Annotated in this window: 26 protein-coding genes, 1 tRNA gene and 1 pseudogene; 12 read left to right on the top strand and 16 right to left on the bottom strand. The window is 68.8% G+C overall.

Annotated features, from left to right (window positions below):
* Positions 1-5 precede the first annotated feature (5 nt).
* Positions 6-467, bottom strand: a complete 462-nt coding sequence (gene dut / locus JCM7685_RS10540) for a dUTP diphosphatase (RefSeq protein ID WP_074966323.1) — start codon at positions 465-467, stop codon at positions 6-8.
* Positions 468-477: 10 nt separating this feature from the next.
* Positions 478-1,209 carry a translation initiation factor IF-3 gene (infC, locus tag JCM7685_RS10545; RefSeq protein WP_425287317.1) on the bottom strand — a complete coding sequence of 244 codons (732 nt, stop codon included), beginning with the start codon at positions 1,207-1,209 and terminating at the stop codon, positions 478-480.
* A 36-nt stretch (positions 1,210-1,245) separates the two neighbouring features.
* Between infC and JCM7685_RS10550 the strand changes: the two genes are divergently transcribed.
* From JCM7685_RS10550 to JCM7685_RS10560, 3 genes are read left to right on the top strand one after another with little or no spacing between them, the layout of a single operon-like run.
* Positions 1,246-1,875, top strand: coding sequence for a hypothetical protein (locus tag JCM7685_RS10550; RefSeq protein WP_074966325.1), 630 nt, complete (start codon positions 1,246-1,248; stop codon positions 1,873-1,875).
* Complete coding sequence (locus JCM7685_RS10555) at positions 1,872-2,747, top strand: glycosyltransferase family 2 protein (RefSeq protein WP_074966326.1); 876 nt, start codon at positions 1,872-1,874, stop codon at positions 2,745-2,747. Before JCM7685_RS10550 ends, JCM7685_RS10555 begins: the two co-directional genes overlap by 4 nt.
* Positions 2,738-4,045 (top strand): anti-phage deoxyguanosine triphosphatase, encoded by a 1,308-nt coding sequence (locus tag JCM7685_RS10560; protein ID WP_074966327.1) that lies wholly within the window; start codon positions 2,738-2,740, stop codon positions 4,043-4,045. The genes JCM7685_RS10555 and JCM7685_RS10560 overlap by 10 nt, the downstream gene beginning before the upstream one ends.
* Here the strand turns inward: JCM7685_RS10560 and JCM7685_RS10565 are convergent.
* Positions 4,042-5,331: a PQQ-dependent sugar dehydrogenase gene (locus JCM7685_RS10565; protein ID WP_074966328.1), complete on the bottom strand. Its 1,290-nt coding sequence runs from the start codon at positions 5,329-5,331 to the stop codon at positions 4,042-4,044. The genes JCM7685_RS10560 and JCM7685_RS10565 overlap by 4 nt on opposite strands.
* Before the next feature lie 124 nt (positions 5,332-5,455).
* Between JCM7685_RS10565 and JCM7685_RS10570 the strand changes: the two genes are divergently transcribed.
* A complete protein-coding gene (locus JCM7685_RS10570) occupies positions 5,456-6,505 on the top strand; it encodes an alkane 1-monooxygenase (RefSeq protein ID WP_074966329.1) in 1,050 nt (349 codons plus the stop codon).
* A gap of 59 nt (positions 6,506-6,564) precedes the next feature.
* On the opposite strand, the gene pgi is transcribed toward JCM7685_RS10570, so the two are convergent.
* The 5 genes from pgi to JCM7685_RS10595 form a co-directional block, all read right to left on the bottom strand.
* Positions 6,565-8,169, bottom strand: coding sequence for a glucose-6-phosphate isomerase (gene pgi / locus JCM7685_RS10575; RefSeq protein ID WP_074966330.1), 1,605 nt, complete (start codon positions 8,167-8,169; stop codon positions 6,565-6,567).
* Position 8,170: 1 nt separating this feature from the next.
* Positions 8,171-8,845 carry a 6-phosphogluconolactonase gene (gene pgl, locus JCM7685_RS10580; protein ID WP_074966331.1) on the bottom strand — a complete coding sequence of 225 codons (675 nt, stop codon included), beginning with the start codon at positions 8,843-8,845 and terminating at the stop codon, positions 8,171-8,173.
* Positions 8,842-10,293, bottom strand: coding sequence for a glucose-6-phosphate dehydrogenase (zwf, locus tag JCM7685_RS10585; RefSeq protein ID WP_074966332.1), 1,452 nt, complete (start codon positions 10,291-10,293; stop codon positions 8,842-8,844). Before zwf ends, pgl begins: the two co-directional genes overlap by 4 nt.
* Before the next feature lie 75 nt (positions 10,294-10,368).
* Positions 10,369-10,953 (bottom strand): RSP_2648 family PIN domain-containing protein, encoded by a 585-nt coding sequence (locus tag JCM7685_RS10590; protein ID WP_074966333.1) that lies wholly within the window; start codon positions 10,951-10,953, stop codon positions 10,369-10,371.
* A complete protein-coding gene (locus JCM7685_RS10595; protein ID WP_074966334.1) occupies positions 10,950-12,146 on the bottom strand; it encodes an RSP_2647 family RNA methyltransferase in 1,197 nt (398 codons plus the stop codon). Before JCM7685_RS10595 ends, JCM7685_RS10590 begins: the two co-directional genes overlap by 4 nt.
* 116 nt (positions 12,147-12,262) lie before the next feature.
* On the opposite strand from JCM7685_RS10595, the gene edd reads away from it, so the two are divergent.
* Complete coding sequence (edd, locus tag JCM7685_RS10600) at positions 12,263-14,065, top strand: phosphogluconate dehydratase (protein ID WP_074966335.1); 1,803 nt, start codon at positions 12,263-12,265, stop codon at positions 14,063-14,065.
* A gap of 35 nt (positions 14,066-14,100) precedes the next feature.
* Here the strand turns inward: edd and JCM7685_RS10605 are convergent, their stop codons facing one another.
* The 7 genes from JCM7685_RS10605 to JCM7685_RS10635 all read right to left on the bottom strand — a co-directional run bounded on the left by JCM7685_RS10605 (position 14,101) and on the right by JCM7685_RS10635 (position 19,139).
* The gene (locus tag JCM7685_RS10605) at positions 14,101-14,640 is read right to left on the bottom strand and encodes a PAS domain-containing protein (protein ID WP_074966393.1); all 540 of its coding nucleotides are present in this window, start codon (positions 14,638-14,640) and stop codon (positions 14,101-14,103) included.
* Positions 14,641-14,717: 77 nt separating this feature from the next.
* Positions 14,718-15,176 (bottom strand): arsenate-mycothiol transferase ArsC, encoded by a 459-nt coding sequence (locus JCM7685_RS10610; RefSeq protein ID WP_074966336.1) that lies wholly within the window; start codon positions 15,174-15,176, stop codon positions 14,718-14,720.
* A 3-nt stretch (positions 15,177-15,179) separates the two neighbouring features.
* Positions 15,180-15,671 (bottom strand): UPF0262 family protein, encoded by a 492-nt coding sequence (locus JCM7685_RS10615; RefSeq protein ID WP_074966337.1) that lies wholly within the window; start codon positions 15,669-15,671, stop codon positions 15,180-15,182.
* The gene (hisD, locus tag JCM7685_RS10620; RefSeq protein ID WP_074966338.1) at positions 15,668-16,978 is read right to left on the bottom strand and encodes a histidinol dehydrogenase; all 1,311 of its coding nucleotides are present in this window, start codon (positions 16,976-16,978) and stop codon (positions 15,668-15,670) included. Before hisD ends, JCM7685_RS10615 begins: the two co-directional genes overlap by 4 nt.
* A gap of 225 nt (positions 16,979-17,203) precedes the next feature.
* The gene (locus JCM7685_RS10625) at positions 17,204-17,683 is read right to left on the bottom strand and encodes a DUF2948 family protein (protein WP_074966339.1); all 480 of its coding nucleotides are present in this window, start codon (positions 17,681-17,683) and stop codon (positions 17,204-17,206) included.
* Positions 17,676-18,959: a UDP-N-acetylglucosamine 1-carboxyvinyltransferase gene (gene murA, locus JCM7685_RS10630; RefSeq protein WP_074966340.1), complete on the bottom strand. Its 1,284-nt coding sequence runs from the start codon at positions 18,957-18,959 to the stop codon at positions 17,676-17,678. Before murA ends, JCM7685_RS10625 begins: the two co-directional genes overlap by 8 nt.
* Positions 18,960-19,139 (bottom strand): hypothetical protein, encoded by a 180-nt coding sequence (locus tag JCM7685_RS10635; RefSeq protein WP_074966341.1) that lies wholly within the window; start codon positions 19,137-19,139, stop codon positions 18,960-18,962. It lies immediately after the preceding gene.
* Between the two features lie 146 nt (positions 19,140-19,285).
* Between JCM7685_RS10635 and JCM7685_RS10640 the strand changes: the two genes are divergently transcribed.
* The 4 genes and pseudogenes from JCM7685_RS10640 to JCM7685_RS10650 all read left to right on the top strand — a co-directional run.
* A tRNA-Thr gene (locus JCM7685_RS10640) sits at positions 19,286-19,360 on the top strand.
* A gap of 167 nt (positions 19,361-19,527) precedes the next feature.
* The gene (locus JCM7685_RS10645; RefSeq protein WP_074966342.1) at positions 19,528-20,019 is read left to right on the top strand and encodes a hypothetical protein; all 492 of its coding nucleotides are present in this window, start codon (positions 19,528-19,530) and stop codon (positions 20,017-20,019) included.
* The gene (locus JCM7685_RS19585; RefSeq protein WP_139218063.1) at positions 20,016-20,219 is read left to right on the top strand and encodes a hypothetical protein; all 204 of its coding nucleotides are present in this window, start codon (positions 20,016-20,018) and stop codon (positions 20,217-20,219) included. Before JCM7685_RS10645 ends, JCM7685_RS19585 begins: the two co-directional genes overlap by 4 nt.
* 85 nt (positions 20,220-20,304) lie before the next feature.
* Positions 20,305-20,469 (top strand): annotated as a pseudogene (locus tag JCM7685_RS10650) (transposase); the annotation flags it as partial.
* A gap of 80 nt (positions 20,470-20,549) precedes the next feature.
* Here the strand turns inward: JCM7685_RS10650 and JCM7685_RS10655 are convergent.
* A complete protein-coding gene (locus JCM7685_RS10655) occupies positions 20,550-21,455 on the bottom strand; it encodes a LysR substrate-binding domain-containing protein (RefSeq protein WP_074966344.1) in 906 nt (301 codons plus the stop codon).
* A gap of 104 nt (positions 21,456-21,559) precedes the next feature.
* Here JCM7685_RS10655 and JCM7685_RS10660 point away from each other — a divergent pair, with 104 nt between their 5' ends.
* From JCM7685_RS10660 to JCM7685_RS19880, 3 genes are all read left to right on the top strand, one after another.
* On the top strand, positions 21,560-22,792 hold the full coding sequence (locus tag JCM7685_RS10660; RefSeq protein ID WP_074966345.1) for an aminopeptidase P family protein: 1,233 nt from the start codon (positions 21,560-21,562) through the stop codon (positions 22,790-22,792).
* Between the two features lie 131 nt (positions 22,793-22,923).
* Positions 22,924-24,000 carry an ABC transporter substrate-binding protein gene (locus JCM7685_RS10665; protein ID WP_074966346.1) on the top strand — a complete coding sequence of 359 codons (1,077 nt, stop codon included), beginning with the start codon at positions 22,924-22,926 and terminating at the stop codon, positions 23,998-24,000.
* A gap of 134 nt (positions 24,001-24,134) precedes the next feature.
* On the top strand, positions 24,135-24,305 hold the full coding sequence (locus JCM7685_RS19880; RefSeq protein WP_170848891.1) for a hypothetical protein: 171 nt from the start codon (positions 24,135-24,137) through the stop codon (positions 24,303-24,305).
* Positions 24,306-24,583: the final 278 nt, after the last annotated feature.

The raw sequence follows: 24,583 nt of genomic DNA on the forward strand, positions 1-24,583 counted from the left end.
GGCCATCAGCCGCGGCCGGTCGAGCCGAAGCCGCCTTCGCCGCGCGCGGTCTGGTCCAGCGCCTCGGCCATGACGAAGGCCGCGCGGGTCACCGGCGCGATCACCGCCTGGGCGATGCGCTCGCCATGCTGGATCGCATAGGGCGCGGCACCGAGGTTGATCATGATCACCCCCAGCGGGCCGCGATAATCGCTGTCGATGGTGCCCGGCGTGTTCGGCAGCGTCACGCCATGCTTCAGCGCCAGGCTGGAACGGGGGCGGATCTGCATTTCGTAGCCCGGCGGGATCTGCACGCGCAGCCCGGTCGGGACCAATGCTATCTGGCCGGGGTCGAGCCGCAACTCGGACCCGCCCAGGTCGGCACGCAAGTCGGCGCCGGCCGATCCCGCGGTCTGATATTCGGGCAGCGGCAGCGCCGGATCGGCGCCCGGTTCGCGCAGAACCAGAATCGTCACCTCGGCCGCCATCACCCTGTCCTTACTTCGGCGCGATCATCATGACCATCTGGCGCCCTTCCAGCTTGGGCATCGATTCGACCTTGCCGGCCTCGCCCACATCGGCGGCGACCCGGTTCAGCAGTTCGAGGCCCAGCGACTGGTGCGCCATCTCGCGGCCGCGGAAGCGCAGGGTGACCTTGACCTTGTCGCCCTCGTCCAGGAACTTCATCACCGAGCGCATCTTGACATCGTAATCGTGGGTATCGGTCCCGGGACGGAACTTGATTTCCTTGATCTCGATGATCTTCTGCTTCTTGCGGGCCTCGGCCTCGCGCTTTTGCTGTTCATACTTGAACTTGCCGAGGTCCATGATCTTGCAGACCGGCGGCACGGCATTGGGCGAGATCTCGACCAGGTCCAGCCCGGCCTCCTGCGCAAGCTCCATGCCCTTGGCTGGCGTGACGACGCCGACGTTTTCGCCATCCGCCCCGATCAGGCGGATTTCTGCGACCCGGATGCGGTCGTTGACGCGGGGGCCGGTGTCACGGGTGGGCGGAGCGTTATGCGGTCTGCGGGCTATGGCTGTCTTCCTTGTATGGCCAGAGGTTTTGCGCGTGTAATTAGTCCCGCAGAGCCGCATTTTCAACCGGATTCGGTGGGGTTTGCGTCGGTTTTGACGCAGAACCGCCGTTCTCGCCCGGGGGTTGACGCAGCCGTGACCCGCCCGGCGGCGCCCCGGCGGCCGCCCCGCTTTTCCCCCGCGTCCCGGCATGGCATAGAGACCCTGCGCCGCCAGAGGGAGACCTGCATGAAAAGACCGCTCGTCCTGATCGTCCTGCTTGCCGCAGCCGCCGGCGGCGCCTGGTATTGGTCGCAATCCGGCCAACCGCCGCAGCCCGAGCCACCGCGCAACGAGGTTACGGCCCCCGCATCCGCGCCCGATACGGCCGAGGCGCAGGACAAGGCCAATGCCGCCGCCGATGCGGCAGCCGACGCGGCAGCCATCGCGGCGGATGCTGCGGCGGATGCCGCGGCCTCGGCCACGTCCGCCGCCGTCAGCCCCGCCAGTTCCGCCGCCGACCAGGCCGAAGCCGCAGCCGAGGCCGCCATCGCCGCGGCCGACCGCGCGGCCGATGCGGCCGCCGCGGCCAGCGCCTCGCCCACGCAGGCCGAAGCCGCCGCCATTGCCGCCGGCAGCGCGGCCCGCGATGCCGCCAGCGCCACCCGCACCGCCGGCAGCGCCGCCGGAGAGGCGGTCGAGATCGACTCGGCCCTGACCCCGCAGGGCTTCGACGCGGCGCGCCTGCGCCAGCTCATCGCTGCCGCCGACCTGCCGCCGGCGCGCAGGGCCGAGCTGGTCGCGCTGGTCGACCGCGCCGAAGCCGATGCCGGCGCCCGCCCGGCGCTGCTGGAACAGGTCCGGGCCGCGCTGCCATGAGCTTTCCCAGCCTTGCCCAGTTCCTTGCCGCCGCACCCGAAAGGCTGGCCCGCGGCCCGATCGCGCTGATCCTGATCGAGGACGATACCGCCGTCACCCAGACGCTGGAGCATCACCTGCGCGCCGGTTTCAAGCTGATCCTGGCGCTGTCGTCCGAGCCGCTGCCGGCGCAGCTGATCCCCGAGGCCGGCGCCGGCAAGATCGTGAACCTGCGCCACGATTCCCGCCGCGGCCGCGCCCATGTCGAGGCGGTGAACACCGCCATCGAGGCGGTGCCGAACGACAGCTGGCTGTATTACGGCTATAACGCGGAATTCCTGTTCTATCCCTTCTCGGAGCACCGCACCGTCGGCGAGATGCTGGCCTTCCACGCCGAGGAACGGCGCCGGGCGATGCTGACCTATGTCGTGGACCTCTACGCCCCGGACCTGGAGCGCTTTCCCGATGCGGTCAGCCTGGACCAGGCGATGTTCGACCGCACCGGCTATTTCGCGCTCGGCCGGCCCGACCGCGACGGGCGGCACCGGGAACGGCAGCTGGACTTCCACGGCGGGCTGCGCTGGCGCTTCGAGGAGCACATTCCCCAGGACCGCCGCCGCATCGACCGCATCGCGCTGTTCCGCACCCAGCCGGGGCTGAAGCTGCTGCCCGATCACCGCTTCAACGTCGAGGAATACAACACCTATTCCTGCCCCTGGCACCACAACCTGACCGCCGCCGTGGCCTCGTTCCGGGTCGCGAAGGCGCTGGCCAAGAACCCCGGATCGCGCGGGCAGATCGGCACGTTCCGCTGGCGCAATTCGCATCCCTTCCAATGGAGCTCGCAGCAGCTGATGGACTTCGGCCTGATGGAGCCCGGCCAGTGGTTCTAGACCCGGCCTGGCTGGCCCGGCGCGCGCCCCGGACCCGCCCCGCGGACGATTTCCGCGACGAGGGCGACGTGGACTACGCCCGGGTGATCCATTCCGCCGCCTTCCGCCGGCTTCAGGGCAAGACCCAGATCCTGAACCTGGGCGACAGCGATTTCTACCGCACCCGGCTGACCCACTCGCTGGAGGTGGCGCAGATCGCCGGCGGGCTGGTGCAGCAGCTGCGCGGCCTGTTCCCCGACCATGCCGCCAGCGCCGCCCTGCCCGGCCGCAGCCTGATCCAGGCCATCGCCTGCGCCCACGACCTGGGCCACCCGCCCTTCGGCCATGGCGGCGAGGTGGCGCTGAACTGGTGCATGCGCGACCATGGCGGCTTCGAGGGCAACGGCCAGACCCTGCGGCTGCTGGCGCAGCCCGTGGATGCCGCGCCCGAGCCGGGGGTGAACCTGACCCGGCGCAGCCTGCTGGGCGTGCTGAAATATCCCGCAAGCTGGTCGCGGCTGGCCAATCCGGCGCTGCGCCCGCGCCTGCACCAGGGGCCTTTGCCGCGGCAGAGCATCGACCTGGCGGCCTCGGCGCCGCCGAAATGCCATCTCGACTGCGAGGCCGGGCTGGTGGATTGGATCCTGTCGCCGCTTTCGGCCGAGGACCGCGATCTTTTCGCGCAGGTTCGAGAGTTCTCCGGCAAGCATGGGGTCACGCTGCATAAAGCCCTGGACTGCAGCATCATGGATGTGGCCGACGACATCGCCTATGGCGTTCACGACCTCGAGGATGCCATCGCGCTGGGGCTGGTCTCGGCCGAGGAATTCCGCGGCGCGGTGGCGCCGGGATACGCTGCCCCGTTCGGCGGCCGGGGCGCGCTGGCGGCGCGGCTGTTCGGCCCCCCCGCTGCGCGCAAGGCCAGCATCGGCGCGCTGGTGCATCATTTCATCGGCGCCGTCCGTTTCCGCGAGGAGCCGGGGTTCCGCGACCCGCTGCTGCGCCACCGGGTCGAACTGGCCGAGCCGCCGCGGCAGTTGCTGAAGGCGCTCAAGGGCTTCATCCTCGACCGGGTGATCCGCAGCGCCGGTGTGCAGCAGCTGGAGTTCAAGGGCCAGGCCATGGTGGTCGAGGTGTTCGAGGCGCTCCGCTCGGACCCGATGCGGCTGCTGCCGGGCGAATGGCGCGCGCGATACGCGGCCGAGGGCGATATCCGCATCCTGTGCGACCATGTCGCGGCCATGACCGACACCGCCCTGCTGCGGACCTATGAGCGGCTGTTCTCGCCGCGCATGGGCTCGGTCTTCGACCGGCTCTAGGCGGCGCAGACGCGCCAGATCACGTCGCCCACGTCGTCGGCCAGCAGCAGCGACCGGCCGTCCGGGCCGATGGCGACGCCCACCGGGCGGCCATAGGAAAACTTCTCGTCCGGCGACAGGAAACCCGTCAGGATGTCGCGCGGCGGTCCCGAGGGGCGGCCATCCGCGAAGGGCACGAAGATCAGCCGATAGCCCGACAGCGTCGAGCGGTTCCAGGACCCATGCTGGCCGATCGCCATGCCCTCGGGAAAGCCGGGCAGCGTGCCCGCCGGCATCCAGCACAGGCCCAGCGAGGCGGTATGGCCGCCCAGCGCGTAATCGGGGGTGATGGCGCGGGCGACCATGGCGGCGTCCTGCGGCACGCGGTCGTCCACCGTCCCGCCCCAATAGCTGTAGGGCCAGCCGTAGAAGCCGCCTTCGCGCACCGAGGTCAGATAGTCGGGCGGGGTCTCGTCCCCCAGCCCGTCGCGTTCGTTGACCACGGTCCAGAGCGCGCCGGTCGTGGGCTCCCAGGCCAGGCCGACCGGGTTGCGCAAGCCCGAGGCGAAGACGCCGGCACGGCCGGTTTCCAGGTCCAGTTCCCAGATCGCGGCGCGGCCCTCCTCGACCGCCATGCCCTCGTCGGCGATATTGGTCAGCGATCCGACCCCGCAATAAAGCCGCTTGCGGTCGGGCGAGGCGATCAGGCTGCGCGTCCAGTGTCCGCCCGGCTGGAACGCGACCAGCCGGCGGCCGGGGCCGGCGATCCGGGTGGCGCCGGGGGCGTAGGGAAAGGCCAGGATGCCGTCGGTATTGGCAACGAAGAAGGTCTCACCGACCAGGGCCATGCCGAAGGGCTGGCGCTGGCCGTCCAGGAAGACTTCGCGCGTCTCGGCCACGCCGTCGCCGTCGGCATCGCGCCACAGCGTGATGCGGTTCGCACTGACCCCCAGCGCGCGGGCGCGGCGCATGGTTGCCTGGGTGGCGCGGTCGAGCAGCGATCGGGGCGGGGTTGCCTCTTGCAGCGCCTCGGCCACCAGCACGTCGCCGTTGGGCAGCACCTCGATCCAGCGCGGATGCTGCAACTCGCGGGCGAAGGCGTTGACGCGCAGGCCGGGGGCTGGGACCGGCGCCTCGGTCCCGCGCCAGCCGCGGGCGGTCGGCATCTTCAGCGTCATGATGCCCTGGGGTTTTGCCGGAGGAATCTGCGGCGCGGTGCCCAGCGCCGCCGTTCGGGGCGCGCCCATGCGCCGCATCAGCACCATCGCGCCGCCCACCGCCGCCGTCGCCCGGGCCAGAAAATCCATGGATCGCCTTCCTGTTTGCCCGAGCAGGCTAGTCCCGGCACGGCAGCGGTCAATCCCCCGCATGCACGCCATGGTGGTCCGCCGGCAAAAAACCGGCTATAGGCGCGGGAAAACTGGTGTGGTGATGCCCGATCCGTTCGACCGGCCTGCCTCGATCCCGGCCTTCGCGCTTTTCGCGCTGCTGCCGGGGCTTCTGCTGGGCGCCGCCTGCCTTTGGGGCGGCGGCTGGACCTGGGCCGCGCTGGTCTGGATCGGTGGCGCCAGCCAGATCGTCGATACGGTCCTCGCCCGCGGCTTTGCCGATCCAGTCCATGATGCGGCACCGGCGGCGACCGATCTGTTGTCGGTGGTGCTGGCGCTGCTGCATTTCCTGCTGCTGGGCGCCGGGCTGGCGGCGCTGACCGGGGAAGGCATGGGCGCTGTGTCGCGCGTGGCGCTGTTCCTGGGGCTGGGGATGTTCTTCGGCCAGGTCTCGAACTCGAACGCGCATGAGCTGATCCATCGCGGCTCGCGCGGGCTGTTCCGGCTGGGGGCGGCGGTCTATGTGACGCTGCTTTTCGGCCATCACGCCTCGGCGCATCGGTTGGTGCATCACCGTTATGTCGCGACGGCGCAGGATCCGAACTCGGCGCGCTTCGGCGAAAGCTTCTGGCATTTCCTGCCGCGCGCGCTGGCGGGGTCGTTCCGCGCCGGGCTGGCGGCGGAGCGGGCGCTGTCGGCGGCGAAGCCGGGGCGGCCGAACCCTTACGCCGTCTGGGTCGGCGGCGGTCTGGCCTGCTGCCTGGCGGCGTGGCTGGTCTTCGGCTGGGCGGGACTGGGCTGGTACCTGGGGCTTTGCCTTTACGCACAGGTGCAGATGATGCTGGCCGACTACGTCCAGCATTACGGGTTGCAGCGGGCCCGGCGCGCGGATGGGCGCTATGAGCCGGTGGGGCCGCGCCACAGCTGGGACGCGCCGCATTTCCTGTCCTCGCTGATGATGGTCAATGCGCCGCGCCATTCCGACCACCACGCCCATCCCGGCCGCGCCTATCCGGGGCTGCGGCTGCAGCGGGCCGCGGCACCGCGGCCGATGCTGCCCTATTCGCTGCCGGTGATGGCGGCGCTGGCCATGCTGCCCCGGCTTTGGCGCCGGGTGATGGACCCGCGCGTCCGGCGGATGCGGGAGGGCTGAAGCGGCGACGGACGGCGCGGGTGGCGCCGTCCCGGGAGTATTTGGGGAACGAAGAAGTCTTAGGCCCGCGCGTCGCGGATCAGCGCCGCGAGATGCCGAGTCGAAGGGTCGTGGCCGGGGGCGGGCTTGCCTTCCAGCAGCGGCGCCACCTTCAGCGCCAGTTCCTTGCCCAGTTCGACCCCCCATTGGTCGAAGCTGTTGATGCCGAGGATGACGCCCTCGACGAAGACGCGATGTTCGTAGAGGGCGACGATCTGGCCCAGGGTGTAGGGCGTCAGCTGCGGGATCAGCAGCGTGGTCGAGGGCCGGTTGCCCGGGAAGACGCGGTGGCGGGCCTGGCGGTCCAGCTCGGCGCCGGTCAGGCCCTTGGCCTGCATCAGCGCCCGGGCCTCGTCCAGCGATCGGCCGCGCATCAGCGCCTCGGATTGGGCGAGGCAGTTGGCAATCAGCAGCAGGTGGTGATGCGCAAGCTCGGGCTCGTGGCCGCGGGCGGCGATGATGAATTCGCAGGGCACCACCGCCGTGCCCTGGTGGATCAGCTGGTAGAAGGCATGCTGGCCGTTGGTGCCCGGCTCGCCCCAGACCACCGGGCCCGAGGGCAGCGACAGGTCGCTGCCGTCCATGGCCACGCGCTTGCCGTTCGATTCCATTTCCAGCTGCTGCAGATAGGCCGGCAGCCGCGCCAGACGGTTGTCGTAGGGCAGCACGGCGCGGGTGGCGTAGCCGCAGACCTGATGGTGCCAGATGCCGACCAGCGCCAGGATCACCGGCAGGTTTTCGGCCGGCTTGGCGCTGCGGAAATGCCGGTCCATCGCCGCGCCGCCGGCGAGGAAGCGGTCGAAATCGTCGGGGCCGATGGCGATCATCAGCGACAGGCCGATCGGCCCCCACATGGAATAGCGGCCGCCGACCCAATCCTCGAAACCGAAGACGCGGTTGGGCTCGATGCCCCATTCCGCGGTGCGCTCGGCCGCCGAGGACAGCGCCGCGAATTGCGCCGCCGGGTCGGCGACCCCGGCCGCCATCCAGTCCAGCGCGGTCCTGGCGTTGGTCATGGTCTCGATGGTGGTGAAGGTCTTGGAGGCGACGACGACCAGCGTGGTCGCCGGGTCCAGCCCCTTGAGCGTGTCGGCGATGTCGGCCCCGTCCACGTTCGAGACGAAATGCACCCGCGGCCCGTCGTGGAAGGGCGCGAGCGCGCGCGCGGCCATGGCCGGGCCCAGGTCCGAGCCGCCGATGCCGATATTGACCACGTCGGTGATGCGCCCGCCCTGCCCGGCGAAGCTGCCGTCGCGCACCTGTGTCGCGAAGGCGCGCATACGTTCGTGCGTGCGGCGCACCTCGGGCATCACGTCCTCGCCGTCCAGGATCACGCTGCCTTCCAGGTTGCGCAGCGCGGTATGCAGCACGGCGCGGTCCTCGGTTTCGTTGATGCGTTCGCCGGTGAACATGGCCTCGCGCCGGGCGGTGACCGGGGCAGCGAGTTCCAGGAGCAGGTCCCGCGCCTTTGCGTCGATGCCGGTCTTGGACCAGTCGAAGACCAGCCCCTCGGCGCTGGTCGAGAAGCCGGCGGCGCGGTCGGGGTCGGCCTGGAACAGCGCCTCGATGCGCAGCGCGCCCTGCGCCTTGCGGTGTTCGGTCAGTCGGGTCCAGATATCGGTCATGTCATTCCGCCCAATGCACGGTGATGTCGCCCAGGAAGGCCTTGATCGGCGCCTCGGTGGGATCGAGGTTGCGGGCGCGTTCCAGCGCCTCGCGCTTGTCGGCGCCAGTGATCAAGAGATGGGTGTTGATCGCACCCTTCAGCGCCGATGCGGTCAGGGTGATGCGCGGGTCGTCCTTGAGACTGGTCACCGCCATCACCGGCGGCGCATCGGGGGCCAGCGCCAGCACCGTCTCGGAAGCCGCGGGGAACAGGCTGGCCGTATGCATGTCGGTGCCCATGCCCAGAAGCAGCACGGTCAGCGGCAGGTGCGGCGCGATCGCTTCGCACAGCGCGGGAACCGCATCCCCCGGGGCGGGATCGCCGGTATAGAGATCGACATAGGGCGCCGCCGCGGCCTTGTCCTTGAGCAGGTGGCGGCGCAGCAGCCGGCCGTTCGAGCGCAGATGCTCGCCATCGACCCAGCGCTCGTCGTTGAGCATGACCGTGATGCGCGGCCAGTCGATCTCGCTGCCCGAGAGATAGTCGTAGAGCGGCGCCGGGGTGGTGCCGCCGGGCACGCAGAGGCTGGCGGCGTCGTTCACCCGCAGATGCTGCGCCAACTGGCCGCCGATGCGGTCGGCCAGCGACAGGAACAGCATCTCGCGGTCGGGATAGTCGACGAAATCCAGGCTCATGAGCGTATCTCCCTCCACCGGCGGTTGTCGCGGTGCAGCAGGCGCAACGCCTCCTCGGGACCGCTGGATCCCGGGTCGTAGGGCTCGGGGCGTTTCGTGCCATGCTCCCAGGCGGCGATGATCGGGTCAGTCCAGGCCCAGGCGGCCTCGACCTCGTCGCCGCGCATGAACAGCGTCTGGTTGCCGCGGATCACGTCCATGATCAGCCGCTCATAGGCGTCGGGCATGTCGCTGCCCTCGGGACCCAGCGCATCGGCGAAGCTCATGTCCAGCGGCACCTGCACCAGGCGCATGCCGCCAGGACCGGGTTCCTTGATCATCATGGTCAGCACCATGCCCTCGTCCGGCTGCAGCCTGATGACCAGCTGGTTCGCCTTGTGGCTGCCGCCGTCGTCGAAAAGCGAATGCGGCGGTTCCTTGAAGGTGATGACGATCTCGCTGGTGCGGGCGCGCAGGCGCTTGCCGGTGCGCAGGTAGAAGGGCGTCCCGGTCCAGCGCCAGTTCGCGACATGCACCTTCAGCGCGACGAAGCTTTCGGTGCGCGACTCGGGGTTTTCGGCATCATCGAGATAGCCGGGGCCGTCGCGGCCGGCCAGATACTGGCCGCGCACGACCTCGTCGGCCGAGACCGGTTCCAGCGCCCGGATCACCTTCAGCTTCTCGTCGCGCACGGCGTCGGAATCGATGTGATAGGGCGGCTCCATGGCGATCAGGCACAGCAGCTGCATCATGTGATTCTGCACCATGTCCCGCATGGCGCCGGAATGGTCGTAATATTCGCCGCGGCCGCCGACGCCCACCGTTTCGGCGACGGTGATCTGGACGTGGTCGACATATTGCGCGTTCCACAACGGCTCGAACAGGATATTGGCGAAACGCACCGCCATCAGGTTCTGGACGGTTTCCTTGCCCAGGTAATGGTCGATGCGATAGATCTGGTTCTCGGCGAAATGCCGGGCCAGGGTGGCGTTCAGCGCCCGCGCGGTCTGCAGATCGCGGCCGAAGGGCTTTTCGACCACGATGCGGCTGTCCTGGTCGGCGATGCCGTGATCGGCCAGCCGGTCTGCGATGTCGCCGAAAAGCGCCGGCGCCACCGAGAAATAGAAGGCATGCACCACCCCCGGCCGCATCCGCGCCTTGAGCTCGGCCCAGCCTTCGCTGCCGCGGGCGTCGATGGCGACATAGCCCAGCAGGTCGAGAAAGGCCGCAACGCTGCTTTCATCCTGCCCGTCGCCCAGGAATTCGCGGATCGCGGCGCGCATCTCGGCACGGAATCCGTCGTCGTCCTGGGCGGTGCGGGCGGCGCCGATGATGCGGGCGCTTGCGGGCAACTGGCCGGCCTTGAACCGTCGGTAGAGACCCGGCACGATCTTGCGCCGGGCCAGGTCGCCAGTGGCGCCAAAGATCACCAGGTCGAACGCCTCGACCGGAATGACGCGTGAAACCATCGCTGCCTCCTCATCGCTTATCTGTCGATTAGCGGATGTTAGCGGTAACATCAAGTGCTGCAAAGTCATTGGCGTTCAGTCCTGTTTCCGCGCCATCCCACCGGCGGCGAAAGGGGGCGGCGGCGCGTCGGGTTCCAGCCGCGCGATCGCCTTGGCCAGGCGCGGCAGCCGGGCGCGGCGCATCAGCTCCTTGCGGGTCAGCGCCGCACCGGCGGCGCGGGCGCGGGCCTCAGTCGCCTCGACGGCCGCGAGCAAAGGCTCGGGGGCGCGCAGGTAGAGATCGCGCAGGAATTCGTCGGGATGGACGGCCTGCAATCCCAGCGCGGCCAGCGCCCCGCGCGGGAAGTCGCGCAGATTCGCGGTGACGATAGTGCCGGCGCCGGCAGCCAGCGCCGCCTCGACCACATGGCGGTCGGCGGGGTCGGGCAAGTCCAGACCCTCGGCGCCGCCAGAGGGCGCGACCCGTGCCTGCGGCAGGCGCGATTCCAGCAGCGCGATCTCGGCCCCCGCCTCCAGCCCCTGGCGGGCGGCGGCATGGCGCCATTCGTCGAGGATGCGTTGCGACCAGACCGGCCGGTAAAGCCCGGCCGCCGCGGCGCCGATCAGGATTTCGCGCAGCACGGTCGGGAACAGGACGCAGGCGTCCAGGACCGCCTTCATCCGTCCAGCCGGAAGAACAGCGCCTTGAGATAACCGGTCTCGGCCAGCTGCGGCAGCGTCGGGTGATCGGGCCCGGCCTGGCCGGTATGCAACAGCTGCATCCGCCGTCCGCCCCGCCCGATACCCCGCGCCGAGGCGTTGCGGAAGGCGGCCAGATCGGCGGCATGGCTGCAGGAGCACAGCGCCAGATAGCCGCCCGGCGCCACCAGCGGCGCGGCGAGCTTGGCCACCCGTTCATAGGCGCGCAGGCCCGCCTCCAGCGCCGGTTTCGAGGGCGCGAAAGCCGGCGGGTCGCAGATCACCAGGTCGAAGCGTGCGCCCTCGGCGGCCAGCGCCTCCATCTGCGCGAAGGCATCGCCCTGGCGAATCGCCAGCCGCGATTCGGCGCCCATGGCGCGCGCGCCGCCCTGCGCCAGCTCCAGCGCCGCGGCCGAGCCGTCGACGCAGGTGGCATGGACCGCCCCTGCGGCCAGCGCGGCCAGACCGAAGCCGCCGACATGCGAGAACACGTCCAGCACCCGCGCGCCCTTGGCCAGACGTTGCGCAAAGGCATGATTCGGGCGCTGGTCATAGAACAGGCCGGTCTTTTGCCCGCCCATCAGGTCGGCCAGATAGACGGCGCCGTTCATCGGCACCTCCACCGGCCCGGACAGGCCGCCCGCGAGCAGTTCCATCCGCTCGGGCAGCCCTTCCAGCCCGCGCGCCCGACCCTGCCCGTTCAGGATCACGGCGGATACGCCGGTGACCGCCTGCAGCGCGTCGGCGATGTCGCCGGCCATGCGCTCGGCCCAGGCGGCGTTGGGCTGGATCACCGCGGCATCGCCGAAGCGGTCGATGATGGTGCCCGGCAGGCCGTCGGCCTCGGCATGGACCAGGCGATAGAAGGGCGCGTCGAACAGCCGTTCGCGCAGCGCCAGCGCCCGGCGCAGCCGCGCGGCGATCCAGTCGCGGTCGACCTGGGCCTGCGGGTCGGGGTCCATGATCCGGGCGATGATCTTCGATTCGGGGTTGACCGTGACCAGGCCCAGCGGCCGGCGCTCGGCATCCTCGAGCAGCGCGAAACTGCCCGGCGCAATGGACCGCGTGCGTCGGTCGGTAACCAGTTCGTCGGCAAAGACCCAGGGAAAGCCGTGGCGGATCGCCTGCGGCTTCGACTTGGGACGCAAGCGGATGGTGGGCAGATCGGCGGTCATGGCGGCCCTCGTGCAAAACGCGGCAGGATTGCCATGCCGCGCGCCCGCGGGCAAGAGCCGGCCGGTTGCAATGTTACCGCTAACGGACTACATTGGCGGCAAAGGAGAAGCCAGCCATGACCTTGCACGCCATCATCGACCGGGTGACCGACCGCATCCGCGAACGTTCGCTTGAAAGCCGCGGTTCCTATCTGGCCAAGATCGCCCGCGCCGCCGAGGAAGGCCCGCGGCGCGCGCATCTGTCCTGCGGAAACCAGGCCCATGCCTATGCGGCGATGCCGGATAAGGAAGATCTGGCCACCACGCGCAAGCCGAACATCGGCATCGTCACCGCCTATAACGACATGCTGTCCGCGCACCAGCCCTATGAGCGCTTCCCGGACCTGATCCGGCAGGCGGCCCATGCGGCGGGGGCGACGGCGCAGGTCGCGGGCGGCGTGCCGGCGATGTGCGACGGCGTGACCCAGGGCCGGCCGGGAATGGAGCTTTCGCTGTTTTCGCGCGACGTGATCGCGCTGGCCTCGGCGGTGGCGCTGACCCATGACGTCTTCGACGCGGCGCTGTATCTGGGCGTCTGCGACAAGATCGTGCCGGGGCTGATCATCGCCGCCGGCACTTTCGGTCATATCCCGGCGGTCTTTGTCCCCGCCGGTCCCATGCCCTCGGGCCTGCCGAACGACGAGAAATCCAAGGTCCGCCAGCAATTCGCCACCGGCGAGATCGGGCGCGAGGCGCTGATGGCCGCCGAGATGGCCAGCTATCATGCGCCCGGCACCTGCACCTTCTACGGCACCGCGAACACCAACCAGATGCTGATGGAGTTCATGGGCCTGCACCTGCCCGGGTCCAGTTTCGTCAACCCCAACACGCCGCTGCGCGAGGCGCTGACCGTCGCGGCGGTCCAGCGCGCGGCCGCGATCACCCGGCTCGGAAACGATTATCTGCCGGCCGGCGAGGTGCTGGACGAGCGTGCCTTCGTCAATGGCATCGTCGGGCTGATGGCGACCGGCGGCTCGACCAACCTGGTGCTGCATCTGCCCGCCATGGCGCGCGCGGCCGGGGTGATCCTGGACCTCGAGGACTTCCACGACCTGTCGGAAACCGTGCCGCTGATGGCGCGCGTCTATCCCAACGGCCTGGCCGACGTGAACCATTTCCATGCCGCGGGGGGCCTCGGCTTCATGATCGGGCAGTTGCTGGAGGCCGGGCTGCTGCATCCCGACGTCAAGACCATCGCCGGCGGCGGGCTGGACCAATATGCCAGCGAGCCGAAGCTGAAGGACGGCCGCGTCGAATGGGTCGAGGGCGCGCATGAAACCCTGAACGACAAGATCCTGCGCCCGGCGGCCAATCCCTTCGCCGCGACCGGCGGGCTGAAGCAGCTGTCGGGCAACCTGGGGCGCGGCGTCATCAAGGTCTCGGCCGTGGCGCCGGAACGGCATGTGATCGAGGCCCCTGCCCGGGTGTTCGCGGACCAGGAAGAAGTCAAGGCCGCCTTCAAGCGCGGCGAGTTCACCGAGGACGTGATCGTCGTCGTGCGCTTCCAGGGTCCCAGCGCCAACGGCATGCCCGAATTGCATTCGCTGACCCCGACGCTCGCCGTGCTGCAGGATCGCGGGTTGCGGGTGGCGCTGGTCACCGACGGGCGCATGTCGGGCGCCTCGGGCAAGGTGCCGGCGGCGATCCATATTTCGCCCGAGGCCGCCAAGGGCGGGCCGCTGGCCCGGCTGCGGGACGGCGACATCCTGCGGCTGGATGCCGTGCAGGGAACGCTGGCTTGCCTGAGCGAGGGCTTTGAAAGCCGCCCCGCCGCGCAGCACGACCCGTCCTACAGCGCCGAGGGCCTGGGCCGAGAGCTTTTCGCGGCCTTCCGCGCCCATGTCGGGCCGGCGACCGAAGGCGCCGCCGTGGTGGTCTGACCGCCGCCGCGACAAAGGCGCGGGGCAAGGACGGGCTAGCGGTCGCCGCGCAGCAGTGCGACGGCAGCGCCAGGCGCGTTGCCGAGCGTCCAGTCCCGGGACTGCGCCCAGGACCGTTCGGGAGTTCGGCCCGGCAGGCGGATCACTTGCCCGGCTTCGCACAGCATCTCCGGCGGCGTTGGGCGCAGCGGCCCCTCCTCCTCGGCCGATTCGCGCAGGAACAGCACGTTCAGGCAGACCTGCCCCTCTTCGTCGCGGATCGGGCAGATGCGGGCATCGACCCGGAACCGGCGGCCCGATTTCGCCACTTGGCCCAGTCCGTGAATCCGCACCTCGCTCGTGCCTGGAACCTCAAGCATCTGGCGCAGCCGCGCCGGGGCCTTTTCCCCGGGATCGAGCAGGATGACGACCGGTCGGCCGATCAGTTCGTGGCGCCGATAGCCGCACATGCGCAGGCATGGCTGGTTCGCGGCGACGATCCGCCCGGCCAGGTCGAGGATCAGCACCGCGCGATGCGTGCGGATGGCGCGCATGGCGAATTCGAGATCATGTTGCAGCCGCTGGACATCGGACATGCGGAAAGCCTTCTGCAAGAGTTTATCCGCATCATTGGGCCAAGACCCTAAGATTCCGTTAGCGGCGGCGAGTTTTCTCAGCTCTCGGTCGGCGGACCGAAACGCTCGATCATCCGGTTGCGGATCTGGTCGCGCACGCCGCGGTACAGCGCCAGCTTGGCCTCGCGCCCCTCGGCCAGGCCGCTGGGGTCCATGATCGGCCAGTATTCGACGTCCAGATGCGCCACCCGGGTCAGTTCCAGCGCCTGTCTCTGACTGGCGGGCGACAGGGCCACGACCAGGTCGAAACTGCCCAGGTCGTCGCCCCAGGCCTGCATTTCCTCGAAGGAACGCGAGCGGTGGCGGGCCAGTTCGACCCCGATCTCGTCGCAGACGGCGATGGCGAAACCGTCGATCTCCATGTCGTTCTTGACCCCGGCCGACTGCACATAGGCCGAACGGCCGTAGAACTTCTTCATCATCCCCTCGGCCATGGGCGAACGGATCGCGTTGTGATCACAGCAGAAGAGCACCGAATGGGGAATCGCTCCGGCCACGAATCACCCCGGGATCAAGGCGCAGATCAGGGTGAACAGGCGCCGGGCGGTATCGATGTCGATCTGGGCCTTGCCCTCCAGCCGTTCCTGCAAGGTGCGGGCGCCCTCGTTGTGGATGCCGCGCCGGGCCATGTCGATGGCCTCGATCTGCGCCGGCGGCAGGCGCTTCACCGCGTCGAAATAGCTGGCGCAGATCTGGAAATAGTCCTTGACCGTCTGCCGGAACGGACCCAGCGCCAGATGGAACTCGGCGACCTTGTCGCCGGTCTCGGTCTCGATGTCGAAGACCAGCCGTTTTTCGCGCACCGCCAGCGCCAGCGCATAGGGACCGGGCGGCGGGGCGGCATCCTCGCGGCCGGGCAGGACGAAGCTGTTGTCCTCGAGCAGGTCGAAGACGGCGACGCGGCGCTCCTGCTCCATCTCGGGCGTGGGCGGCGGCAGGGCACTGTCGTCGATCTCGATCCGGCACAGCCGGCCGGTGGTTGCCTCGCTCATCCCCGCTCTCCGTTCACTGCGGCCAGCCGGGCCGAGACCGACCGGCCGTGCGCGCCCAGTCCTTCCGATTCCGCCAGCCGCACCGCCGCCGGGCCGATCGCGGCCAGCGCCTCGGGCGTCAGCCGGGCGATGGTGCTGCGCTTGAGGAAGTCCAGCACCGACAGACCCGACGAGAACCGCGCCGAGCGCGCCGTCGGCAGCACGTGATTCGGACCGCTGACATAGTCGCCGACCGCCTCGGGCGTCCAGCCGCCCAGGAAGATGGCCCCGGCATGGCGGGTCTTCTGCACCAACGCCTCGGGGTCGTCGACGCACAGCTCCAGATGTTCGGGCGCCAGCCGGTCGGAGAGAGCCGCCGCCTCGTCGAGGTCGCGCGTCACGATCACGGTGCCATAGTCGCGCCAACTGGCTCCGGCCACCTGGGCGCGCGGCAGGCCGGGCAGCAACCGCTCGACCTCGGCCACGACCGCCTGCGCCAGAGCGGCGTCGGGCGTGATCAGAATCGACTGCGCATCGGCGTCATGTTCGGCCTGGGCCAGCAGGTCCAGCGCCAGCCATTCCGGGTTCTGGGCGCCCTCGGCGATGATCAGCACCTCGGAAGGTCCGGCGATCATGTCGATGCCGACCCGGCCGAAGACATGGCGCTTGGCGGCGGCGACATAGGCATTGCCCGGGCCGGTGATCTTGTCCACGGGGCGGATGGTCCCGGTGCCATAGGCCAGCGCGGCGATGGCCTGGGCACCGCCGACGCGATAGATCTCGTCCACACCGGCCAGTTCGGCCGCCAGCAGCACCAGCGGATTGACCACGCCGTCGGGAGTCGGCACGCAGATCACCAGCCGCTCGACCCCCGCCACCCGCGCAGGGATGGCATTCATCAGCACCGAGGACGGATAGCTGGCCTGCCCCCCGGGCACATAAAGACCGGCGGCCGAAACCGGCGTCCAGCGCCAGCCCAGGGTCGCGCCCTCGGGATCGGTCCAGCTGAGGTCGTCGGGCATCTGCCGGGCATGATAGGCGCGGATGCGGTTCGCGGCCATGGTCAGGGCGGCGCGGTCCTCGGCCGAGACCTTCGCGGTTTCGGCCGCGATCTCCTGTTTCGAGAAGGCCAGGGTTTCGGGCGTCAGTTCCAGCCGGTCGAAACGCGCGGTCAGTTCGACCAGCGCCGCATCGCCCCGCGCCCGCACCTCGGCGATGATGGCGGCGACGGCCTCGTTCACATCCGCCGCATCCTCGCGCTTCATGGAAAGAAGCGCCTCGAAGCGTTCGGCGAAATCGGGCTGGGCGGTCGAAAGATGGATGGGCATGGCTCGGGCCTTCAATGACTTGCCCTTGTTAGCGGCTGCGGCGCGACGGCTCAAGCGGCTATGGTGCGGCCGATCCGCTGGCCCTGGCGCGGGTTGCGCGCCGGCTTTGATATTTGCGACATGGGGAAAGCGCGCTCCGCAGGGGCCGGAGAGACGCCGTACACCGTTTGTCCAATCCCCTGCGACCGCCCATCCCGTGACGACCGGGCCGCGGAAGCCGCCCTGTCAGGTCCCGGGATGCTGCGGCGCGCGGCGCGAGGGGGCGACATAGGGGCGCGTCACATCGCGCAGTTCGACGTTCAGGCATTCCGCCTCGACCGCAAGCGTGCCGTCGCCGGCGAATTCCAGCAGCAACTGGCCGGTGCCGTCCTCGCCCGGCTGCCATTGCAGGGTCAGCAGTTCCAGGATCAGGTCCTTGTCCTTGCGGTCGATGCCGTCGCTGCGCACCCGCTGCACGTCCTGAACCAGCAACACCGCCCGCACCCGCTCATAGGGGCGGCCCTCGCGCCGGGCGGCCTCGGCGTCCTCCCAGCGGAAGCGGTTCAGCAGCAGGGCCAGCTGGCGATGGCGGGCATCGTAGGCGATCTCGGTGACCGGCAGGATCGCGTCCTGGGTCAGGGTCGCGATGACCGTCAGATCGTCGGCGTCGCCGGCGAACAGCGCCAGCGGCGCGGGATCGGCATCCTGGAACCGGGCATCAGCCATCCGCGGGCTCCTCCTTGACACGTTCGATGTCCGCGCCGACGCCGCGCAGCTTGCGCACGACCTTCTCATAGCCGCGGTCGAGGTGATAGACGCGGCTGACGATGGTCTCACCCTCGGCCGCGAGCCCGGCCAGGATCAGGCTGACCGAGGCGCGCAGGTCGGTCGCCATCACCGGCGCCCCGCGCAGCTTCTCGACGCCGTGGACGGTGGCATGGCCGCCGTGGACCTCGATCCGGGCGCCCATGCGGGTCAGTTCGGGGGCGTGCATGAAGCGGTTCTCGAAAATCCTCTCTTCCAGAACCGAGCTGCCCTCGGCCGTGCAGAGCAGCGCCATCATCTGCGCCTGCAGGTCGGTCGGGAAGCCGGGGAAGGGTTCGGTCACCACGTCGACGGCGCGCACCCGGCCGTTCTTGCGCGAGACCTTGAGGCCGCGGTCGGTCTCGACCACGTCGATGCCGGCCGCGTCCAGCTTTTCGCAGAAGGCGGCGACCAGATCGATGCGACCGCCGAGGCATTCGACCTCGCCGCCGCAGATTGCCGGAGCCAGCATATAGGTGCCCAGCTCGATCCGGTCGGTGACCACGGGATGGGTGGCGCCGCCCAGGCTGCGCACGCCCTCGACGGTGATGGTCGAACTGCCCTCGCCCTCGATCTGCGCGCCCATGCGGCGCAGGCATTCGGCAAGGTCGACGATCTCGGGCTCGCGCGCGGCGTTGTTGATGACGGTGGTGCCGCGCGCCAGCGTCGCCGCCATCAGCGCGTTCTCGGTCGCGCCGACCGAGACCAGCGGAAAGTCGATCACCGCCCCCTTCAGCCCGCCGGCGGGCGCCTTGGCATGGACATAGCCCTCGCGCAGGTCCAGCTCCGCCCCCATCGCCTCGAGCGCCTTCAGATGCAGATCCACCGGCCGCGCGCCGATGGCGCAGCCGCCGGGCAGCGAGACCACCGCATGGCCGTCCCGCGCCAGCATCGGCCCCAGCACCAGGATCGAAGCCCGCATCTTGCGCACGATGTCGTAGTCGGCGGTATGGCTGGTCAGGTCGTGGCTGGACAGCGCCAGCACCTGGCCGTCCTGCAGGCTGGCCACCTCGGCCCCCAGCGATTGCAGCAGCGCGGTCATGGTGCGGATGTCCGACAGCCGCGGTGCGTTGGTCAGCGTCAGCGGCTGGTCGGTCAGCAGCGTCGCGGGCATCAGCGTCAGGCAGGCATTCTTGGCGCCGGCGATGGGAATTTCGCCCTTGAGCGGCCCGTTGCCCCTTACAATGATCTGGTCCATCTAATCCTCGTTCCCGGGCGCGCCCTGATCCGGCGTCTGTTGCCCTTGCTGCTCGTCCTGCGACTCTTCCGCCGCGCGCGCCCGCCCCTGCGCCTTGCGCCGCGCGAGATTGGCCCGCAGGGCGGCCTTGAGCCGCGCTTCGCGTGGATCGCCCTGGGGGTTGCGGGGTGATTTCGTCATGCTCACCCTGTTAGCGCCCTTGCCCGCTTGCGTCCAGCGGCGGCAGGGCTGCGCGGGGCTGATCGGCGGCGGATGGCAAAGCGCGATTTTTTGGAGATCCCCCCTTGCGCCCCCCGACCGGTTCGGTCTAAAGCCCCGCCCACGATGCTGTGGTAGCTCAGTGGTAGAGCACCCCCTTGGTAAGGGGGAGGTCGAGAGTTCAATCCTCTCTCACAGCACCATTCTCCAACCAGCAATTGCTAGGCGTTTTGCGCAATCCGGCCCTGCATTCCGGCTTTTGCATTGCGCAGAACGAAGCGGGACCAAGCGTACGGTCGCGGCAGGAAATTGGCAAAGCCTGTTCCTGTTTCGGTCACGATTCGCGCCCCACCCACGAAGGAACGACAGCATGAGCCGGCCCGTCCTCGACGCGATCCGCGCCGTCCTGAAATTCAAGGACACGGCGACGATCAGCGAAATCGCCAAGTATGCCGGCATGACGCACAAGCAGGTGCTGGACGTGGTGAACGCCAACGGCACAATGGTCTGGCGCAACCGGAAGAATGGGCACATCACCAAGGTCGATCCGCGCGCCGTCCATCGCCAGCAGCTTGTCGAAAGCGACCGCTACTATTTCCGCGATAGCTGCGGCGCATGGAGCCATGAGGGATACTGCCTGCGCTTCAAAGGCCATGACGATCTGCGCCAGCAGCTTGAGAGCAAGCATTGGACCGGCGGTATTGGCGATAGCTGGCAGATCACAAAGGTAGAGGACACGCCGGAACACCGCGCGGCGCTTGAGGCCGCCGGGCTGACTCTGTGGTCCGAAGCCGAGGCCGACGAGCGGCTTTGGACGGAACCCGCCCACCCCCGCGACCAGATCACCAAGGAGAGGACATGAGCGACTGGCAACCGATAAGCACCGCGCCGAAGGATGGGACAAAAATCGACCTCTGGACCGGCTATAACGAGCGCGCCGCAGACGCCATGTGGCTGGGGCGCGTCGATGTCGCATCCGAAGCTGCGCGCGACACCTCGGCAGGTGACTCTGCAAGATCTGCAGGACATCGCCAAGATCAAGCAGCCGCCGGATCGCTATGACATCGTAGCTGCCCTGGCAGAGTGAGCTGCTGCCGGTTTCGTGGACACGAAGATAAGATCGTGATCAAGGAGCTGGAGTGCAGGTATGACGAGACGGAAGTTCAGCCGTGAGTTCAAAGTCGAGGCCGTGAGGCTGATGACGGACCGTGGCGTTGCGGTAGCGCAGGCGGCCCTGGATCTTTACGTTGCGGAGAGCGTACTGCGCCGCCGGATTCGGGAACTGACCACAACCCCGACCACAGCATTCCCCCCGGAACGGGCAGACTGGGGCAAATCCGGCTTCTTCACCGGCCAGCCGGGAAAGTCGCTCCCGATCGCCCTGCGGCGCGATCAGCCGGCATCCGCAGCCTGCTCGGCCTCGATCCAGGACAGGAAGGCCTGCCGCGCCCGGCGCCGGGCCGCATCCATGGGGACCATGCCGGACTGCGTCAGATAATAGTCGAAGTCCTCGAGCACGAAAATGTCGGAAAGCGGCACCAGCCGACCCTCGGCCAAGTCGGGCTTGATCATCGCCAGCGAGCATAACGCCACGCCCTGCCCCGCCAGAGCGGCGGCACGCAAAAGGTTGAAATCCTCGAAGATCGCGCCGGGCAGCCGATCCGGCACCGCCTGCCCGGCCCGGCTCAGCCAGGTCCGCCAGCCCGTCGGGTCGCTGTCATGCAAAAGCCCGACCTTGAGCAGCCAGCGCGATGTCGGTTCCGCCGGCGCCGAACCGACCAGCGCAGGGCTGGCGACCGGCACGCTGCGCCCCGACAGGAAGGGCCGGGACGAGATGCCCTCGCCCGCGGGACAGGAATCGCCGAAGGTGAAGGCCAGATCGGTCGTGGCGAAGTCGATGTCATGGCCATGATGGGCATAGACCACGCGCAGCTGGATCTCCGGATGCTGCACCCGGAAACGCGGCAGCCGCGGGATCAGCCAGCAGATCGCCACCGACGGAATGGCCGCCACCACCAGCGCCCCGTCCGAGACCGCCGGGCGCGCCCGCCGGCAGGCGGCGTCGATCGCATCGAAGGCCATCGTCAGATCGCGGGCCAGCGATGCCCCACGCGGCAACAGCACCGGAACCCGGCCGCTGCGGTCGAACAGCGGCGCCCCCACCCATTCCTCCAGATGCCTGATCTGATGGCTGACGGCGGGCTGGGTCACGAACAGGCTGTCGGCGGCGGCGCGGAAACTGCCGATCCGGGCCACGGCTTCGAAGGCGCGCAAGGCATTCAGCGGCGGCTGCGCCATCGGTCCATTACATGAGGAAAACTTATCATCTGATTACAAAACCTCCTTTGACGCACGGCCTCGCAAACCGCACCCTGAAGGAAATCTAACGCAAGGAGGGTCCGATGACCAAGCGCGAAAGACTTCAGGACTTCGTCGGCAACGGCGAGAAGGCCAAGGGCACCTTCTCGGCCGGCGAGATGCAGCGCCGGCTGGACGCGATCCGCAAGCACATGGCCGACAACGGCATCGACGCGGCGCTGTTCACGTCCTACCATAACATCAACTATTACGCCGATTTCCTGTATTGCCAGTTCGGGCGGCGCTACGGGTTCTTCGTCGACCAGGACCATGCGACCTCGATCAGCGCCGGCATCGACGGCGGCCAGCCCTGGCGCCGGACCTTCGGCGGCAAGAACCTGACCTATACCGACTGGCAAAAGGACAATTACTTCCACGCCCTGCGCCAGGTGGTCGGCGGCGCCAAGCGCATCGGGATCGAGTTCGACCACGTCAACATCGACCTGCTGACCCTGCTGAAGGCCGAGTTCCCGGGCGTGGAATTCGTCGACATCGCCGCCCCCGCCATGCGCCTTCGGATGATCAAATCCGGCGAGGAAATCGCCCATATCACCGAGATGGCCCGCATCGCCGACCTGGGCGGCGCGGCTTGCGTCGAGGCGACCGCCGTGGGTGCGCCCGAACACGAGGTCGCGCTGCATTCGACCGCCACCATGGTGCGCGAGATCGCGAAATCCTGGCCCGAGGCCGAGCTTCTGGACACCTGGACCTGGTTCCAGTCCGGCATCAACACCGACGGCGCGCACAACCCCGTCACCTCGCGCCGCATCGAGGCCGGCGACATCCTGTCCCTGAACTGCTTCCCGATGGTCGCCGGCTATTACGTCGCGCTGGAACGCACGCTTTTCGCCGAACATGCCAGCGACGAGCATCTCCGCCTGTGGGACTTCAACTGCCAGGTCCACGACCGCGGCAAGGAACTGCTGGTGCCGGGCGCGAAATGCTCCGAGATCGCGGCCGAGCTGAACGAGATGTATGCCGCCGAGAACCTGCTGCAATACCGCAGCTTCGGCTATGGCCACAGCTTCGGCGTGCTCTGCCACTATTACGGCCGCGAGGCCGGGCTGGAACTGCGCGAGGATTGCGACACCGTGCTGGAACCCGGCATGGTCGTCAGCATGGAGCCGATGATCACCATCCCCGAGGGCCTGCCGGGCGCCGGCGGCTATCGCGAACACGATATCCTGGTGATCGAAGAGGCCGGCAACCGCAACATCACCGGTTTCCCCTACGGCCCCGAGCATCTGATCGTGAAGGGCAAGGCCAAGGCCGCCTGACCCCCTGGGCGCTGCCGCCCGCCGGCGGCGGCGCACCCCCGCAACACCTGCCTGCCGCGGCCAGACCGCGACGGGCCAAAGCTGCGGCCAACGCGGTCCGAAAGACAGCACCCCCAACAGGAGAGCCCGAAATGAACAAGACCATCATCCTGACCACGGCCGTGACGCTGCTCGCCACCACCGCATCGGCCGCCGAAATCACCGTCATGTCCTGGGGCGGCACCTATGGCCAAAGCCAGGTCGAGGCCTATCACAAGCCCTTTACGGCCCAGACCGGCATCAAGGTCGTCTCTTTGGACAGCGACAACCCCGCCATCCCGCTCAAGGCGCAGGTCGAGGCCGGGAACGTCTCGATCAACGTCGCCGATGTCGAATATGCCGATGCGGTCCGCCTGTGCGACGAGGGACTGCTCGAACCGATCGACCCGTCGGCCCTGCCGCCCGCCCCCGACGGCACCCCGGCCACCGAGGACTTCCTGCCCCAGGGCCTGTCCGACTGCGCCGTCGGCTCGATCGTGTTCTCGACCATCGTGGCCTATGACCGCAGCAAGTTCGCCGACGCCAAGCCGCAGACCATCGCCGATTTCTTCGACACCGGAAAATTCCCCGGCAAGCGCGGCATCAAGAAGGTGCCCAAGGCCGTGCTGGAGATGGCGCTGATGGGCGACGGCGTGCCGGCGGACCAGGTCTATGCGGTGCTGGGCACGCCCGAAGGGGTCGACCGCGCCTTTGCCAAGCTGGACAGCATCAAGAAGGACATCGTCTGGTGGGAATCCGGGGCGCAGGCGCCGCAGCTGCTGGCCGACGGCGAGGTGGCGATGACCATGGCCTATAACGGCCGGATCTTCGGCGCCGCCGTCGCCGAGGGCAAGCCCTTCAACATCGTCTGGGACGGGCAGGTCTATGAATACAACCTGTTCGTGATCCCGAAGGGAGCGAAGAAGCAGGAACAGGCGCTGGAGTTCATCAAGTTCGCCACCGACACCCAGCGGCTTGCGGACCAGGCGAAATGGATCAGCTACGGCCCCGCGCGCAAGTCCTCGGCCGGGCTCGTCGGCCTCTACCAGGACGGCAAGACCGAAATGGCCCCGCATATGCCGACCAACCCCGCCAATATGACCAACGCACTGGGCTCGTCCTACGAGTTCTGGATCGATCACGAATCGGAACTGGCCGAGCGTTTCGGTGCCTGGCTGAGCCAGGGCTAACCCCACCGCCGACGGCAGGTTTTCCGCGGTCGGCGCCGGCAGGCCGAGCCTGGCATTTCCCCTCCCAAATGCCAGGCACGGCCTGCCGCAGGACCTCTCGGGCGTCCGCTCGAACCTCCTTTCCGGCGGCCGGCGTGCCGGCGGAATACTGCGCGGCGGAACCTTGCCCGCGCGGCGGCGTTCCGATTGCAACCGCCTGCGCGGCCTGCACAAATGGAGGAGAAAGCATGAAGGGCATCATCGCCTGGCTTCTGGGGGTCCCGATCATCGTGATCATTCTGCTGTATGTGACCGGCATCTTCTGATCCGAAGATCCGCAAGCGCCCGGAGCCCACCTCCGGGCGTTTCCCTGACCAGTCCCTGGGAGCGCAACTGGGCGATCGCCCACCCCCCGAAGAACCTGGTTTCCGGCGGCATCCGGAACCCGCAGCGCATCGCGCCACCGTCATCACCCCTTTTACTGCATAACATTATGGCCGCCCGCCTGGGACGGCTTCAACGCTTGGCCGGTTTCATACCGTCGCCCGGCGCGACCCGGCGCGGCGGGCATTGATCGTGGCCGCGGGCTTTGGCATGACGGCGC

The organism is Paracoccus aminovorans (assembly GCF_900005615.1).
GTDB classification, from domain to species: domain Bacteria; phylum Pseudomonadota; class Alphaproteobacteria; order Rhodobacterales; family Rhodobacteraceae; genus Paracoccus; species Paracoccus aminovorans.

Coding starts and splice junctions, on each gene's coding strand:
- JCM7685_RS10625 (WP_074966339.1), bottom strand. CDS start 17,683: ATGGCTGATGCCCGGTTCCAGGATGCCGATCCCGCGCCGCTGGCGCTG.
- JCM7685_RS10570 (WP_074966329.1), top strand. CDS start 5,456: ATGCCCGATCCGTTCGACCGGCCTGCCTCGATCCCGGCCTTCGCGCTT.
- pgi (WP_074966330.1), bottom strand. CDS start 8,169: ATGACCGATATCTGGACCCGACTGACCGAACACCGCAAGGCGCAGGGC.
- JCM7685_RS10635 (WP_074966341.1), bottom strand. CDS start 19,139: ATGACGAAATCACCCCGCAACCCCCAGGGCGATCCACGCGAAGCGCGG.
- murA (WP_074966340.1), bottom strand. CDS start 18,959: ATGGACCAGATCATTGTAAGGGGCAACGGGCCGCTCAAGGGCGAAATT.
- JCM7685_RS10590 (WP_074966333.1), bottom strand. CDS start 10,953: ATGAAGGCGGTCCTGGACGCCTGCGTCCTGTTCCCGACCGTGCTGCGC.
- edd (WP_074966335.1), top strand. CDS start 12,263: ATGACCTTGCACGCCATCATCGACCGGGTGACCGACCGCATCCGCGAA.
- JCM7685_RS10565 (WP_074966328.1), bottom strand. CDS start 5,331: ATGGATTTTCTGGCCCGGGCGACGGCGGCGGTGGGCGGCGCGATGGTG.
- JCM7685_RS10605 (WP_074966393.1), bottom strand. CDS start 14,640: ATGTCCGATGTCCAGCGGCTGCAACATGATCTCGAATTCGCCATGCGC.
- zwf (WP_074966332.1), bottom strand. CDS start 10,293: ATGGTTTCACGCGTCATTCCGGTCGAGGCGTTCGACCTGGTGATCTTT.
- JCM7685_RS10555 (WP_074966326.1), top strand. CDS start 1,872: ATGAGCTTTCCCAGCCTTGCCCAGTTCCTTGCCGCCGCACCCGAAAGG.
- dut (WP_074966323.1), bottom strand. CDS start 467: ATGGCGGCCGAGGTGACGATTCTGGTTCTGCGCGAACCGGGCGCCGAT.
- JCM7685_RS10660 (WP_074966345.1), top strand. CDS start 21,560: ATGACCAAGCGCGAAAGACTTCAGGACTTCGTCGGCAACGGCGAGAAG.
- JCM7685_RS10550 (WP_074966325.1), top strand. CDS start 1,246: ATGAAAAGACCGCTCGTCCTGATCGTCCTGCTTGCCGCAGCCGCCGGC.
- hisD (WP_074966338.1), bottom strand. CDS start 16,978: ATGCCCATCCATCTTTCGACCGCCCAGCCCGATTTCGCCGAACGCTTC.
- JCM7685_RS10595 (WP_074966334.1), bottom strand. CDS start 12,146: ATGACCGCCGATCTGCCCACCATCCGCTTGCGTCCCAAGTCGAAGCCG.
- JCM7685_RS10665 (WP_074966346.1), top strand. CDS start 22,924: ATGAACAAGACCATCATCCTGACCACGGCCGTGACGCTGCTCGCCACC.
- JCM7685_RS10645 (WP_074966342.1), top strand. CDS start 19,528: ATGAGCCGGCCCGTCCTCGACGCGATCCGCGCCGTCCTGAAATTCAAG.
- JCM7685_RS10655 (WP_074966344.1), bottom strand. CDS start 21,455: ATGGCGCAGCCGCCGCTGAATGCCTTGCGCGCCTTCGAAGCCGTGGCC.
- infC (WP_425287317.1), bottom strand. CDS start 1,209: ATGCCGGGACGCGGGGGAAAAGCGGGGCGGCCGCCGGGGCGCCGCCGG.
- JCM7685_RS19585 (WP_139218063.1), top strand. CDS start 20,016: ATGAGCGACTGGCAACCGATAAGCACCGCGCCGAAGGATGGGACAAAA.
- pgl (WP_074966331.1), bottom strand. CDS start 8,845: ATGAGCCTGGATTTCGTCGACTATCCCGACCGCGAGATGCTGTTCCTG.
- JCM7685_RS10615 (WP_074966337.1), bottom strand. CDS start 15,671: ATGAGCGAGGCAACCACCGGCCGGCTGTGCCGGATCGAGATCGACGAC.